Raw genomic sequence first — 14781 nt, 5'->3', positions numbered from 1 at the left:
TGGGCAGGATGCGTAGGGAACAGTCAGCCGCGCACGGCTGAAATCATGTTTCTTTGGCTTTTGTATAATTGCGCTTCTACTAATATTGCAATATTACAACATGGAAGAAGCCACTACCCCGGAACAACCAAAGCGCACCAGGAAACTGGGCCGCATCGCCATCTACATCTTTGCCGCAGTCGGGCTACTGTTCTCGGTGTTGATCGCCGTGATGGCGCTGCAATCCAAGCCGCAGGCGCCGCGCACCTTCGACGCGAACGAAGCCATCGACGGCGTCATGACGCGCAACTATGGCAAGTACTCGGAATCCCAGCAAGGCTGGCTGTATGTCGATGAAACGAGTCACGTCACTTACCTCGTGACCGTGGTGCAGCAAAAGAAAGTGGACGGCAAGGAGGGCGATGAGCTCTACCTGGTCACCAGCGGCCGTGCCATCGCAAACAAGGACGAGGACGATTCATTCTACGGCGTGTTCCAACTGCGCTACCGCGACGGCCAGCTGTATGAATACAGCGATCCGCGCCGCCCAAGCGATGTCGATCCGGTGACTCCGGAGCGCGTGCATTTCGAGGCCTTGAGTGCCGATGTATGGGGATGGGTGGTGAAGACCAGCTCCTATGAGTCCGGCGTGGGCGAACATTTCACCACTACCAGGAACGTGGTCCTGGCGCCGCGCAACGAACAGATCGCGGAGCTGGCCGAGTTCACTGCGGCATTCCAGGTTCTGGGCGGAGGCGATTGCAAGGAAACCGAAAGCCAGTACGCTGACTGGGAAAAAGCCCAGGCTGAAAAAAAGGCTGCTCCGGCCGAGGCTGACAGCGCGCAGGAAGCTTCGAACGAGGAGACGGCGGAGGAGTTCGAACTCGTTCCGCCGCGTTGCACCCAGCTGCAATGGTCTTATCGCACCGACCCGGTCAGCGATTCGACCTTTACCCCGCTGTACATCACACGCAAGGCGGGCATGCAGGGCGGTGCCCAGGTCCCGGCGAAAACCTGGAAGGTGATGTTCGATCCGAAGAGCTATACCTACCTGCTGCCGGAAGAGTTGAAGAACGTCGGCATGTGATGCTGCACAGGCCCTAGCGGAACTGGGCCAGGATGCGCGCGAGCGTGCCGTCCCTGGCTGCGGCAGCGATCGCACGGTTGGCTTCTCCCAGGCTGAGATGGCCCTTGCGCGAGACCGCGCAGCGGGTCGTGAAGCTCGCTGCGGTCAGGGGCGGGTGCAGGTTCAGTGGAAAGGCCCGCAGGCGCTGCCGGTATTCGAGGACAGCGCGCGCGATCAGCACATGGTGCACCCGGCCGCGCGCCAGCTTCTCGAGATTGGTCTCCATATTGGGCGAATCGTCCCGTACAAAGCCGGCGCCCAGGACCTTTTCGATTTCAGGATGCTGGTAGCCTAGGATGGTGCCGATGGCCTGTCCGCGCAGGTCGGCGATGGAATGCGGTTGCGGTTGGCGGGCGTCAGTAACCAGCACTTCCTCTGCCGTGAACACCGGCTCCGTCCATAGATAGTCCCCTTCGATCCATTCCGGCGTATAGCCGCACAGGATGTCGGCCTCGCCCTGCTGCAAGGCCCTGGCAATGCGCTTGCGCGGCAGCAGCAGGAAGCGCAGCTCGCGCCCTGTGCCGCGCGCCAGCGCCTCTCCCAGCATCTTGTGGACGCCGTCCGCCAGGCGCCCATTCTCAATGCGCGACATGGGCATGTCGGCCGCACGGTCGACCAGCACGACCAGTTCGCCGCCCCATGCATGTGGCGCGCACAGCAAGCAGACGAGGGCGAGCAGGTAAAACGTTTTCATACGCAGCGGTCGCAAGGACACTGATTGAGTTGTACTGCATTGTGTGCAATGCTTACTTCCTCCCCGCACTAAAGGCTGGGGTTTCCTGCTTCCAGCGTCGCACGTCCGCGGCGGAGAATGTTTAACGCAGCATCACGATCTCGTTCATGTATCACACCGCGTTCGCTGCATTCCCATTCTCTTATTCCAAGGCCTGCGATACCTTTCGGTCCCACCTTGGCGCTCGATCGTGGATCGGGGTTCCGCAATTCGAGCAGGTCTGGGTGGTAAAGCGTTCGTCCACTTTCACGTACCGGGGCATGGCGACATCCTTCAAGCCGAGGTCAATACCAACACCGTGGTCGAGCGGAAGACCTGGGGGGCTGCAAACTCGATCACAATATTGAGGAACTAATTGCCCCAGCTATCTTACGCAAAATAGCTGCCATCCTTGATTTTTCCCTTCGGGAAGCGGACGCGAGCAGAACACACGGAGCGTACTGATTGCAAAACGAAACGTGTTCCCTTCTCGATGCAGGTCGCTGTAACTCCAGCTCTTTGCTGCTGCCGGCGGTCAGCTTATTCAAATCGAAGCCAAGCTTGCCGCATCAGCAGCTGATTCTTCGACTTCACGCGGAAACGGAAGACATGCGTTGGCCAGGGGCTTGTGTGGTGCCAGCACCTGGCCGAGACGCTCAATGAGCTGATCGACCCGTGCATCGAATCGCCGGCACCAGGCATTGGGCCTGGCACGGGCTTTTGTTAGCGAATTTGGTGGACCAAATCGGCGTATGGGTTGCCGGCGCTTAAGGCAACCTCACGACCCCACCAATGTTGACGTCTGCAATTGAGCAAGCGGACCCCAAGCCCTTGAGTTGTTCCTGCAATGCCTTTGTCAGTTTCTCCTGCTGCATGGATGGCTGATCCATTTCGCCCCACCAGTCAGCATAGGGAATGAATCTTTCGCAACCACTGGCTGCAATGATTTCCGCGACACCTTTGGGCCCCAAGGTCACGCATTCTGAGCGAAGTTGCGAAAAATTGGCCATATCCTCGTTGCTCAAGCATGCCCAGTAACTGCCTGAGCCCGAACAATAGTGCGGAGTATGGGCAGTGAACCTTCCCAGATTGCAGGCAATGTGCCGGATTTTTCCGAACTTGGCCGCTATCGCCTCCGCCACATGAACCATCTTGTGTTCCACTTCATTGCCCGTATCAACGACCACCCAGGTCTTGTCGGTTGGGGTTGTGATCAAGTACGTATTGCCAATGTTGCGCAGTTCAGGATTGCGCACATATCCTGTCGAGCGTGGCTGCTCACCATAAAAGGGCAAAGCCGTGATTTTGATATCCCCGACGTTCAGCGGATTACTCCACCAATCGGCCTCAATGATGTTAATGAACCCCATCGCTTTGAGCGGTTCAACAAACGATGAAGTCAGAATGTTGGTGCGTCGGACTGTCGGGACGACAATCGGAATATCCCGTGGGAAGAAGGCCAGGGACGAGGGCTCAAAATGATCGCCGTGCGAATGCGAGATCAGAATTGCAGAGCACGTGCGCGAGGCGATCAACAGGCGCAAATCGCCGGTGCCAACGCCATAGCCGACGGTATGCAGCACTGGATCAATGAGCACCGATTGCCCTTGATGGACATAGAGCAGTGATGCGTGCTGCAGCCTGTATATGCCGTCCTGACTGAATGCCGCGGCAATCGTGTCGGCTTCGTCTGCCGCCTCACTGAAGCAACCTATCTCGTCGAGCCGCTTTATCAACTCATCCGATGGGGGGTCGTCAGTCTGGTCACCAGCTATCCATAATAGCGTGTCAGCCACCATCTTCACGCCTTCAGGGGTTCGCATTTTCATCAAATACTGTTCGGCAAACGAGTCTTCCCGCCTTTCATCTACCGAAACGATAAAGGTGTCCAATGGATAGCGCGGAGGGAACAGCAGGCTGTCACGCGGGGCAAACGATGCTGCGGGGGCAGCGGCGTCATATTCAAAAAAACGCTCGAAGTTCGGCAACTCTGCAGCGGCCAAAATTGCCTCGGATAATCCACCCTTTTCGTTAATAAGGTTTGCCATCGCCTGTACGACAACGCCCAGCTTTGAACTCACGTCCCCCTGTTCTTCATTAATAAGGCGAAAGGCGGTGTGTGGGGATAGATTTTTTCTTGCGTAATTCATTTAATTCCTTGTGTGAGCATTTTCCCTGTTTCAGCCGGGAGTGTCGCGGCAAACTCAAAATGTTATCAGGAAATTATAAAATTGAACACTGTCGGATGTCTTGCTGCAACACTAGATTGCTATTTGCAAGTTAATATTGATGGTGTTGACAAATTAAAAAAACGCGCTATCATGCTCAGCCTCAATAAGCCGCATCGCTTTCGTATGTTGTATGCCGAAAAAAGATACGGTTTAGCCAAGGCAAAGCAGGGCAACCCAGGCGCATTTCCATTGATTCAAAAAGGTTACCTGTGCAATTCCCTGCAAACTTGCAAATTCACATTGAAAAACTGCATGCCCAAGGCACTCCCTTTACCCAAATCGTCATGAATTTGGTGGTAACCGGGGGATATGCGGCGCATTTCGCGCAGCGCATTGTGGAAACCGTGCTCGATCATGGCGCCAACGACTTTCAGGCAGTCAGCGATGAAAGATTACATGGGCAGGCCCTGCCCGCCATAGACACCGGCAAGGGTGATCTGTTTGTCGAACTGCCAGATCGCCGGGTACGTATCGCAATGGAACAATTTGCGCCGCGTCTGGTATTGCTCGATGATTTCCTGTCTGAAGAGGAGTGCGACGCCCTGTGCGAGCTCGCCCATGACTCGCTTGAGGCGGCAATGGTGCTGCATGCTAATCACGAGCACGGCATCCAATTTGATGATTACCGCAAGTCGGACACATGCAGGCTGGATGCGGCGCGACAGCCACTGCCAATGGCAATAGAGAGGCGTATCGAAGCGCTGACAGGGTGGCCGCAGGCTTGGGGCGAGCCGCTGGAGATCCAACGCTATGGCGCGCACGGCAGCTTCAAGCCTCACTATGATTATTTCTTGGAAGGTAACGAATATTTTGAAAATTCGGTCCAGAATGGCGGGCAGCGCCTGGCGACCCTGATCGTTTACTTAAAACAGCCGGAGCGCGGTGGCGCCACGTTTATGGCTAACTTGGGCGTGCGCGTGATGCCAAGAAAGGGCAGCGCGCTCTTCTTTTCTTATCCAACGCCAACCGTGCAATGCGGCACCCTGCATGCGGGCGACCCGGTGCAAAGCGGTGAAAAATGGATAATGACAAAATGGTTTCGCCAGTACGCTCATGAGTAATTGCCAGCCACGGGTGACAAAATAGGTTTGCCCCCAAAATATTGAAAGCGACATGGCGGCGCCTTATGTACGCCTATTGCGCATCGTGCAATGGGTGTGGCGCCATCCGCATATATTTTCGCCTGGAATTATTTAGTCTTTTGCTGCGATAAAATCATTCTCCCTGTATTTACTTTTTTTAAAATGATAATTATTATTCCTATCCCAGATTTATTTGGGGTAGGTTGCGATTATATCGGAGTGCCTGATAATTGACGGTGTAGACCGTGCGTTATGGCACTCTTATATCGCGGAGTATTAATTTATCATTTTTAAAATAATGGAAAAAATTGAGTTGAATAAGCGTACCTTGCGTACGTTAACCCTGAGTGAGCTGGAGCTTGTTGGAGGCGCAAGCGAAGACGGTGACGAGGATCCAGATGGTTCCAAACAAAAGCCAAAGCCAGACACCTTGCCAACGAATTGCCCGTGCCCGACTGAACTGTGCCCGGTGCCGTCCGACAGATGCCCTCCGGGCACCTCGAGGAACGTTCGTTGCTGTCCAAACACTGGTGACTAAAAAACGCTGAAAGATTGCCGGCTCCAGAACGCTTGGGCCGGCAATTTTCCATCTGGATGAGCCAGCTCCGCACCCTATTCTTTTCCTGTTGAAGTGACCAACATGTTTGCCGCGCACGATCAAACTGAACGCCAGAACCTGACGCAATTGATGGGCAACCCTAATTATCCATACTTGTCCGGTGGGCTGGCCGGCGGGCTGCTCATGCAAACCGAGCGCTACGCGGTCCACCCAACAGCCGAGCGGCGCGCGAGGCTGGAGCAGCTACTGCAAGCGCTAATCAATGCAATTCAAAAACACCCATTGGAGGTCAACCTGTGGTCCGGCCTGGTAGGCATCCTGTATGCGTTCGAATTCGTCCGCGCCAGCGCACCGGAAATACTACCAGCCGCAGTAGCAGATTTTGTTGACGAAATGGATGCCCAGCTCGGCGATTACATCAGGAGCCGGGCCACCACCTTACATTTCGATCTCATTTCTGGCGTCGCAGGTATTGGTGCATATGCACTGATGCGCACTAACCTTGAAGCTGCCCGTAACCTTTATGCAATCGTCGAGGCGAGCCTGGTGGCGATGTCTACAAGGACTACCGCAGGCCGTACCTGGCACACTCAACCCATACACCTAGGCCCGCTGGCCCCCGCGTCCGCGCGCGAGAATGGCCATACCGACCTGGGCATCGCTCACGGCTTGCCCGGCGTAGTGCTGCTGCTGGCAGGTGCTCACTATCACGGCCTGGGCACCAGCGCGACTCCTGGCTTGCTGCAGGAGGCAGTTGCTGCGCTGCTGGAGTATCAGTCGGACCCAGTGAAAGGCAGTCGCTACAGTTATTACACGAGCCAGAAGTTGTCGCAAGCCAGCCGTTTGGGCTGGTGCTATGGCGACCTGAGTGCAGGATTTGCATTGCACGGCGCCGCGACGGCCCTCGTGCAACCGGCCCTGGCCTCGCAAGCCCACGAAATTGTCCTGTCGCGCCTTGCGCAACCTGAGGCATCGTTCGGCTTCAGTGACAACACACTCTGCCACGGACATGGGGGAGCCCTACATATGGTACACAAACTGAATGCCGCCGCGCCGGCTCCGCGCTACGCCGAGTTCCTTCGCACGCGTCTGGACTTGCTAGGTGATGGCCGGGATCACTATGCCCTGCAGCCAGGCCTGCTTGAAGGCAGCTGCGGCGTATTGCTGGCAATGGAAGATCGACATTCGCGCGGGCGCCACCATTGGGATGTTTGCCTGACATTCGGTTTCTGATTAACGCTGGCCATATGCCCTGTACCGCAAACTTTGACACTCATGACCACTGATCTCCGCTTCACCCATCGCGATTTCTTTATTTTGCGCGCGCCATTTCTGCCTGCCAAAGTCTGGCTGGAATATCGGCACAATACTGCAGTTGGCGCTGCCGATCCAGCCGAGCTTCTTTGGACCAAGCGCATGGGCGCGGCGCGTGAACTGTTCGCTCGCGCCCCGGTAAGTGAAGCGATCTACTTGGCAAGCGGCGAGCTGCACCATCGGCTTCAGTCATCCGATTGGGATAGCGCGCGAGCGGACAGCCGCAAGCTTCTCTTGACGTTCGAGCGCTACCTGAACCGCATGTGCCTGCGGTCGACCCCTTTTGGGATGTTTTCCACCGTAGCCATCGGTCGCATCACTAGTGATGGCTATCATGGCCCCGCTCAGTTGGAAGGCGATGGCAGCGGCGTACGGCGCGCCCGCGTCGATGCCGGCTTTCTACAAATTCTTTGCGACCAGATGGTGATCCGGCACCGCGAACAACTTCCCTACCTCGCAAATCGCTCGGCATATGTCAGCGGCGAGTTCCTGAAATATACGGATTGGTCCAGCACCTCCACCGGCGGACGGAATTACCAACTGGCCCAGGTTGATCGGCACCCGGTAGTGGAAGCAATTTTGGCACTTTGCGACGCAGCCCCATTGCTGCCGCAACAGGTGTGCGAACGCGTCGCCGGCAAATTCCCGCAGGTGCCGAACGCAGTCCTTGAGGTCCTGATTGGCGACCTCATCGAAGCCCGGCTATTACTGCCAGCATTAACAATCGACCTGCTGGCCCCGGATCCTGCCCGTGCACTGGCAGCTGCACTGTTGGCTTCTCCTGCAAGCGCCGCTGGCCGAGCCTTGTTGCGGGCGGCGGACGAATTGGACGTTCTGACCGACGTCCAGGCCTTCCCCATGGCTCAATACCAGCGCATAGGAGCAGAATTGGCCGCACTTTGCGAACCAGCGCCGAAAGCACCGCAAGTAAGAGTCGATTGTTTCCGTCCGGATGCAGCGTTCAGTCTGTCCAGGCAGTATTGCGACGAGCTGCTGGCGGATTTAGGTCTGCTGATTTCTCGCTTCTGCGAAGAGGAAGCGTCCTTCAACAACTTGGCCCAGGCATTTTCGCACCGCTACGGCGAGAGCGTCGTGCCACTGACTGAACTGCTGGACGATGAAGAATTGTTTGGGGCCGGGAGCGATCCCTACAATTGCGACTTGCTACGAAAATTTGGCCTCACGAAGGGGAGTGGCCATAACGGCAATGCGCAAGACACTCTGCGTGAATTTGACAAGTTCTTGGTCGGGAAGTTGCTGGCCGCTCCCGTTGGCAGCAATACTGTATTGCGCATTACGCCGGAAGAAGTGCGGACATTCAAACGCCGCGGCAGGAAGTTCCCGGATAGCCTGTTTGCGATCATGACCGTGCTGCCCCCAACAGCCGAGGGTACGCGTACCTGGCTGCAGGGTATTTCCAATTCCAGCCTGGGGGCTTGGACCGGCCGCTTCGCTTATGGCGATCCGGCAATCGGCAATGCTCTGCGCGATATGGCAAGGACAACGGAGCAAAACGATCCCGAAGTCCTGCATGCGGAAATTTGTTACATGCCATATGGCAAACTCAACAATGTGATGTCTCGGGCCGACATCTGGCCCTACCGCATCAATCTGGTTGAAGGGGATCTGCGCGGTAGCGACAACGAAATTCCGTTGAACGACCTGCTTGTGACCGTGGTCGGCGGCGAGGTGCAGCTGTACTCGCGTCGGCACGGCAAACGGGTGATTCCGCATATGTCGTCCGCTCATAACAGCGAGCATTTTGGCAATGTCAAGGCCTACTCTCTCCTGCGTAGCCTTGAGTTGCATCCAGCGTATTTCGCGCATTTTGGATGGAGCAATTTCTTCAGGAGCTATCCTTATCTTCCACGTCTGGAATATGCCAATATTATCCTTGCGCCGGCCCGTTGGTTGATCCAAACCGGGGATTTCGTACCTGACAAGGCACTGTCCGAGCAGGAGAACAGGCGGGCGTTTGCAACTTACCTTGCACAACGCGGTCTCCCGGCACTGACCGAACTAAAAGAGTTCGACAACACGTTGCTGCTGGACCGCACCGATGAGTTGGATATGGAACAGCTCTATCGCATATACCGGAAGAGCCGCCGGCTCGTGCTGCGCGAAGTCGTTTCGCAGGCAGCGCCCGCGAACGGTGCGCCGCTGCTGACAAGGCACGAGGTGCTGCTGCCCTTTGGACCGGATGCCGTCCCAGCGGCAGTGTCACATGGTAAGGTACGAAAGCTGGATCAATGCGATCTGCCCCTCGTGGCCATGCACGAAGTTCTGTATGCCAAAATATATCTTGCTCCCACCGAGGTCGACGCGCTGCTGCTGGACGTGATCGAACCCTTGGTGCGCCGTCTGCGCGGCGCCGGACTGGCCAGCGACTGGTTCTTTATCCGCTACGCCGATCCGAACCATCACTTGCGGCTTCGATTCCTGAGCCCCGAGTTAGGACCGCTTGTGCGCGAAGTTACCAAAGTTCTCGATTCGCTGCATGAAAAGCAGCGCATTCGCCATTACCATTTCGCCCAGTATGAGCGCGAGTTGATCCGTTATGGCGGTGCACAACTGATGGGACTGAGCGAGCAACTGTTCTGCGCCGACAGCGATATTGCCATCGCTTTGCTGGGCATCGCCGGACAAGGAGAAGAAGAGCGCTGTCATGCTGCCGTCTGGTCCTGCAACACCCTGTTGGCCGACCTGGGCTACTCTATCGAGGCTCGTCACCGCATCGTAGCCACAATGGCAAACAAATACCGCGCCGAGTTCAGCGTGAGCTCCTATCAGCGCGATTTGCTGGGAAAAAATTTCCGCACGCATGCCAGCCAATTGAACTGCATCCTCGACGATACCGCCGACGCCAAGGGATGGGACGCGAATTATCGTTTGGCTGCCGCCAGCGGACTGGAACGACGTCGCGCGTTGTTGAGCACGGTGCAGCCGTTGGCAGATGAGATCGTGCAGAGCCATCTGCATATGTGCTGTATACGTTTGTTCAGCCAGCATCCGCGCTCGTATGAAGTCATCGCCTACGATGCACTGGAACGCATTTATCGCACGGCATTGGGCCGGCAACGCGCCAACACAAGGAAAGTCGCCGCATGAGTGAGCTTTTCAGGCGGGAAGCCTATGCCGCCCGCCGCCCAAAATGGCTTGGCGAAATTATCGTAATTCAACCGCCCTCGGCACGTCTCGTGTCCGCCTTGGTTGCCTGCGTGCTGGTGGGGCTGGTCTTGCTGCTCTCGCTGGGCACGTATACGCGCCGGACAACGGTGTCCGGCAAACTTGTCCCGGTTGGCGGTCTTATCCAGGTGGCGGCCAACCAGGCCGGCGTTGTGCTTGAGCGCCGCTTTGCCGAAGGAGATACCCTGCGGGCCGGGCAGATCATGTATGTCATCTCCAGCGAACGTCAAAATGGTGCACTGGCCCCTACACGCCAGACCGCTGCACACGAACTGCAGTCGCGGTCAGATTCGCTCCAGCACGAACTGAGTCTCAAGGCCGAGTATTTGCAGGATCAGGAGCGTCGCACGGTACTGCACTTGCGTACCCTGCGAGAGGAACTGGCAAAGCTGGATGAGCAACTTGCCAGCCAAAGCAAGCTGTTGACGCTGGAGCAGGGGAGCCACCAACGATTCCAGGACCTGCATGAGCGCGGCTATGTCTCCGACGAATCTTTCAAGCAAAAGCAGTCTGAACTGCTTGAGCACAGGAATCGCCTGGCTGCACTGCAACGCGAGCGTTTGGAAGTCGAGCGAAATATCAACGAACGACAAGATGACTTGGCCACAGCACGGCTGCGCCATGCCAGTGACGCGGAAGCGTTGCGCCGCCAGCTATCGTCGAACAAGCAGGAACTCAGTGAAAATGAATTGCAGCTCACCGAACTCATAGTCGCACCACGCGACGGCGTCGCCACGGCGATCCTGGCGGATACAGGCCAGGCCGTGGGGGCAGGCAGTACACTTGCAAGCTTGCTGCCGCAAGCTTCCCGGATGCAGGCGCGCTTGTACGCCCCTAGCAATGCCATCGGTTTCGTCCGTCCCAATGCGCGCGTGCTCCTGCGCTATGACGCCTATCCCTATCAGCACTTTGGTCAAGCTGGCGGCAACGTTGTTTCAGTCACTCAGGCCCCGGCCGTCGTCGGCACTGCGGTGAGCGCGGCAAACGGCGGCATTGGCACGCCTCAGTATGAAATCATCGTTGAACTGGACCAGCAGGATATTCAGGTCGCAGGCCAGATGCGCAAGCTTCCGGCCGGGATGAACTTGCAGGCCGACGTGTTGTCAGAAACGCGTAGTCTCTACCAATGGATGTTCATGCCATTCCGCGAGCTCAATGCACTGGTCGGCGCCACTAAGCCTTAAGCAGCTTCATCCTCCTCTTCGCTTCCGAAAAATCGCAAATAATGCAGTCCTTTGAAAAAATGCTATTCGCCCGTGGGCGAAACGTCCCACTGGTTCTTCAAATTGAGGCTGCGGAATGTGGACTGGCCTGTTTGACCATGGTGCTCTCCTATTACCAGCACCGCGTCGATTTGGCGGAAATGCGAGCACGTTTCGCCATCTCCTTAAAAGGAGCATCCCTTGGCCAACTGATTCATATTGCGGAAAAAATGGGGTTGGGGTCACGCCCATTGCGCCTGGAGCTGGAAGACATGGACCAGTTGCAGTTGCCGTGCATCCTGCACTGGAATTTCAATCACTTCGTGGTACTGACCAAGGTCGATCAGCGCGGCATTACAGTCCAGGATCCGTCGTTTGGCGAGCGAAAGCTGACCTTTGCCGAGGTGTCGCGATCATTTACCGGGGTCGCCCTGGAGCTTTGGCCCAAGCCGGAGTTCCAGCCACGAGTCGAAACGCCTCGGGTCCGGTTCCGTGAACTGATAGGCACGACGCGTGGATTCGGCCGTGCCGCTGGCCAAATCCTGCTCCTGGCCGCGGCCCTGGAAGTCTTATCGTTGATCAGCCCATTCTTTACGGGTTGGATTGTCGACTCGGTTATTCCATCCAACGACAAGCCGCTGCTCTACGTCCTCGTACCAGCTTTTGCATTGCTGTTGTTGCTGGAGACCGGTATCAGTACGGCGCGTAGCTGGATGCTGATCTATATGTCCACGTCGATCAGCCTGCAGTGGCGATCGAATATCTTCTCCCACCTGGTCCGGCTGCCCATGCCGTACTTTGAGAAGCGCACCCTGGGCGATGTCATTTCAAGGTTCGACGCTGTCAACCAGATTCAGCGCACGATCACTACCTCATTCCTGGAAGCGCTGCTTGATGGCACGATGGCATTGGTGACACTAATGCTGATGTGCTACTACAGTCCTGCCATGACTGCGGTCAGCATCGCCGTGGTTGCCTTATACGCACTGCTGCGGTGGGCATGGTATTACCCTACCCGTGCCGCCAGCGAGAGGGAAATTAACTGCGGTGCCAAGCAACACACACATTTCCTGGAAACGGTGCGGGGAGTCAAGGCGATCAAACTGTTTTCCAAGCAAGAACAGCGGCGCGCAGCCTGGCTGGCGCTGTCCTCCGACCAGATCAACGCCAATCTTCGGCTGCAAAAACTGAATCTGTATTTCCGTGTGGTGAATGGTCTTGGCTTTGGTCTCGAAAACCTGCTGCTGACTGGCCTCGGCGCGCTGTTCGTCATGGAGGGCCGTTTCAGCGTAGGCATTCTGCTCGCCTTCATGGCGTACAAGACGCAGTTTATCAATCGTACCGCCTCCCTTATCGATAAGACGATGGAATTCAAAATGCTTCAATTGCAGAGCGAACGGCTGGGCGATATTGTATTGACGGCACCCGAAGAAAATGGGCCCGAACATATGGCTGGCGCCACCGACCGCACGGCGCCATCGTTACGGGTGGCCGGCTTACGATTCCGGTATGGCGAACAGGAACCATGGGTGTTGAACGGCGTTAGCTTCGAATTGGCAGCAGGAGAGTCGCTGGCCATCGTCGGCGCATCGGGCTGCGGCAAGAGTACTCTGCTATCTGTCCTGTTGGGAATTCGTCCGCCCCACGAAGGAAGCATTACCATTGGCGGCACCGATATACGGCAGCTCGGCGTCAATGCATTTCGCTCGATGGTCGGTACCGTACTGCAGGATGACGTCCTGTTTGCTGGCTCGATTCAGGACAATATCAGTTTCTTTGACGCCGATGCCGATCCGCTATGGGTTGAGCAGTGTGCCGCGACCGCCTCCGTACTGGACGATATCCGGGCTATGCCGATGGGATTCAATACCTTGGTTGGCGATATGGGTACGGTGTTATCTGGCGGGCAGAAGCAGCGCATCCTTTTGGCGCGTGCCTTGTACAAGCGTCCTCAAATATTGTTCCTGGACGAAGCTACCAGCCACCTTGATGTACCACGCGAAAAGCAGGTGAACGCTGCCATCAGTGCGCTGCGGATAACGCGCATTATTATCGCGCACCGGCTTGAGACCATCGCCTCCGCAGACCGGATTCTGACCATTGAGCACGGCCGGGTCGCGAACGATCAGCCTGCCAGCCATCTACGCAGTGCTTGACTGCATTCCTATACGACAATTGGAGAAGTACTCATGCTGGACTTTGGAATATCGAAACAGACCTTCTTTGACGAACTGCACGAAAAGCGTCCCTTTATTCAGCGTGGCGGTTACGCCGCGCTTGCTGTCGGCTGGGACGAAGTGGATCGCGCCCTGTTTGTCGGTGAGAACACCGATGCCAATCTGCGCGTGCACAAGGGGGGGTTCATCGATGAAGCGAAATATACGGAACTTTGTTCCGACCTCGGCGTGGTTCGCAAACGCATCATCAAAGCCGAACTGGCCAAGTTGCTGGAAGACGGTGCCTCGATCATTTACAACCGGATGGAAGGGGTATCCGTACCCATTCGCGATCTGTGCAATCAGGTCGCCCGATTCACCGGCGCGCCCGCAGCGGCAAACGGCTATATTTCTTTTGGTGACAAGGAGACGTTTGGCAACCATTGGGACACGCACGACGTGTTTGCAGTACAGTTGATCGGACGCAAGCGGTGGCTTGTTTATGAACCCACGTTCTCCCTGCCACTGCCTGGTCAAACCAGCCTGCACCATAAAGCCGATTGCCCCGCTACTCCCTTCTTCGATGAGATACTGGAAGCAGGCGATATCCTTTATATTCCGCGCGGATGGTGGCACACTGCAATACCATTGCGGGAAGAGACATTCCACGTTGCCATCGGCGTTCACCCACCAGTCGTCGCGAACTACGTGGAATGGGTGGCCAAGAACGTATTGCCCGACCATTTTTCGTGCCGACACTCAATTCACGCGAATGAGCAATCGCGGCACATCATCGCTGCGGCAAAGGAGACGCTGTTGGAAGTCCTATTTAGTGACGAGACCTTCTCGGCTTACCAAACGCAGCTGGTCCGCAACGAGCGCACGGCAAGTGCTTTCGACATTGCACGTCCCTTCCGGGCAGACGCTTACGACGAGCTGGAACAGAGTCGCTTCATCCTGCACTCGCGCTTCGATGGTCGCGCCATTTTCAAGGCGCGCACGATCAATGGCCGCGCTTCCTTACGCACGCCGCATGGCCAGGCGGTCACGGAATCCATTGCAAATGCCACACAGCCGATCAGCTTCCAGGCGCTGCAGGCTGCACATCCTGCCATTAAACACGAAGCCTTGCTGTGGACACTTAACGACTTGCTGCTGCGCGACATCATTGGCAAACACGCGCGCGCGCCGTTGACGCATGCCGTAGCGCAAGCCCAACCATGATGTCATGGAT

The 14781-nt window shown here is 56.6% G+C and carries 9 protein-coding genes and 1 pseudogene; 7 read left to right on the top strand and 3 right to left on the bottom strand.

Annotation, left to right across the window (positions count from 1 at the left end):
• The first annotated feature begins 100 nt into the window (after positions 1 to 100).
• Positions 101 to 1066: a hypothetical protein gene (locus tag ACN9MY_RS27615; protein ID WP_426336420.1), complete on the top strand. Its 966-nt coding sequence runs from the start codon at positions 101 to 103 to the stop codon at positions 1064 to 1066.
• Positions 1067 to 1079: 13 nt separating this feature from the next.
• Here ACN9MY_RS27615 and ACN9MY_RS27610 read toward each other — a convergent pair whose 3' ends face one another.
• The 3 genes and pseudogenes from ACN9MY_RS27610 to ACN9MY_RS27600 all read right to left on the bottom strand — a co-directional run bounded on the left by ACN9MY_RS27610 (position 1080) and on the right by ACN9MY_RS27600 (position 3967).
• Positions 1080 to 1799: a substrate-binding periplasmic protein gene (locus tag ACN9MY_RS27610; protein WP_426164898.1), complete on the bottom strand. Its 720-nt coding sequence runs from the start codon at positions 1797 to 1799 to the stop codon at positions 1080 to 1082.
• 68 nt (positions 1800 to 1867) lie between these two features.
• Positions 1868 to 2319 (bottom strand): annotated as a pseudogene (locus ACN9MY_RS27605) (zinc ribbon domain-containing protein); the annotation flags it as partial.
• Positions 2320 to 2584: 265 nt separating this feature from the next.
• Complete coding sequence (locus ACN9MY_RS27600) at positions 2585 to 3967, bottom strand: MBL fold metallo-hydrolase (protein WP_426164896.1); 1383 nt, start codon at positions 3965 to 3967, stop codon at positions 2585 to 2587.
• 290 nt (positions 3968 to 4257) lie between these two features.
• Between ACN9MY_RS27600 and ACN9MY_RS27595 the strand changes: the two genes are divergently transcribed.
• The 6 genes from ACN9MY_RS27595 to ACN9MY_RS27570 all read left to right on the top strand — a co-directional run bounded on the left by ACN9MY_RS27595 (position 4258) and on the right by ACN9MY_RS27570 (position 14771).
• Positions 4258 to 5109: a 2OG-Fe(II) oxygenase gene (locus ACN9MY_RS27595; RefSeq protein WP_426164894.1), complete on the top strand. Its 852-nt coding sequence runs from the start codon at positions 4258 to 4260 to the stop codon at positions 5107 to 5109.
• Between the two features lie 661 nt (positions 5110 to 5770).
• Positions 5771 to 6922, top strand: coding sequence for a lanthionine synthetase LanC family protein (locus ACN9MY_RS27590; RefSeq protein ID WP_426164892.1), 1152 nt, complete (start codon positions 5771 to 5773; stop codon positions 6920 to 6922).
• 42 nt (positions 6923 to 6964) lie between these two features.
• Complete coding sequence (locus ACN9MY_RS27585) at positions 6965 to 10111, top strand: lantibiotic dehydratase (protein WP_426164890.1); 3147 nt, start codon at positions 6965 to 6967, stop codon at positions 10109 to 10111.
• Entirely contained in the window at positions 10108 to 11373 is a 1266-nt protein-coding gene (locus tag ACN9MY_RS27580; RefSeq protein ID WP_426164888.1) for an HlyD family secretion protein, read from the top strand. The genes ACN9MY_RS27585 and ACN9MY_RS27580 overlap by 4 nt, the downstream gene beginning before the upstream one ends.
• A gap of 41 nt (positions 11374 to 11414) precedes the next feature.
• Positions 11415 to 13547 (top strand): peptidase domain-containing ABC transporter, encoded by a 2133-nt coding sequence (locus tag ACN9MY_RS27575; RefSeq protein WP_426319270.1) that lies wholly within the window; start codon positions 11415 to 11417, stop codon positions 13545 to 13547.
• Positions 13548 to 13580: 33 nt separating this feature from the next.
• Positions 13581 to 14771 carry a JmjC domain-containing protein gene (locus ACN9MY_RS27570; RefSeq protein WP_426336419.1) on the top strand — a complete coding sequence of 397 codons (1191 nt, stop codon included), beginning with the start codon at positions 13581 to 13583 and terminating at the stop codon, positions 14769 to 14771.
• Positions 14772 to 14781: the final 10 nt, after the last annotated feature.

Origin of the sequence: Pseudoduganella sp. R-31, from assembly GCF_049913235.1 — a bacterium.
Classification (GTDB): domain Bacteria; phylum Pseudomonadota; class Gammaproteobacteria; order Burkholderiales; family Burkholderiaceae_D; genus Rugamonas.
Note: the sequence above shows the minus strand (reverse complement) of the source record. Positions and strands in the feature narration are given on the sequence as shown.

Bases quoted from the DNA above. Each gene is read 5' to 3' on its own strand.
- ACN9MY_RS27615 (WP_426336420.1), top strand. From the start codon at position 101: ATGGAAGAAGCCACTACCCCGGAACAACCAAAGCGCACCAGGAAACTG.
- ACN9MY_RS27610 (WP_426164898.1), bottom strand. From the start codon at position 1,799: ATGAAAACGTTTTACCTGCTCGCCCTCGTCTGCTTGCTGTGCGCGCCA.
- ACN9MY_RS27600 (WP_426164896.1), bottom strand. From the start codon at position 3,967: ATGAATTACGCAAGAAAAAATCTATCCCCACACACCGCCTTTCGCCTT.
- ACN9MY_RS27590 (WP_426164892.1), top strand. From the start codon at position 5,771: ATGTTTGCCGCGCACGATCAAACTGAACGCCAGAACCTGACGCAATTG.
- ACN9MY_RS27585 (WP_426164890.1), top strand. From the start codon at position 6,965: ATGACCACTGATCTCCGCTTCACCCATCGCGATTTCTTTATTTTGCGC.
- ACN9MY_RS27580 (WP_426164888.1), top strand. From the start codon at position 10,108: ATGAGTGAGCTTTTCAGGCGGGAAGCCTATGCCGCCCGCCGCCCAAAA.
- ACN9MY_RS27575 (WP_426319270.1), top strand. From the start codon at position 11,415: ATGCAGTCCTTTGAAAAAATGCTATTCGCCCGTGGGCGAAACGTCCCA.
- ACN9MY_RS27570 (WP_426336419.1), top strand. From the start codon at position 13,581: ATGCTGGACTTTGGAATATCGAAACAGACCTTCTTTGACGAACTGCAC.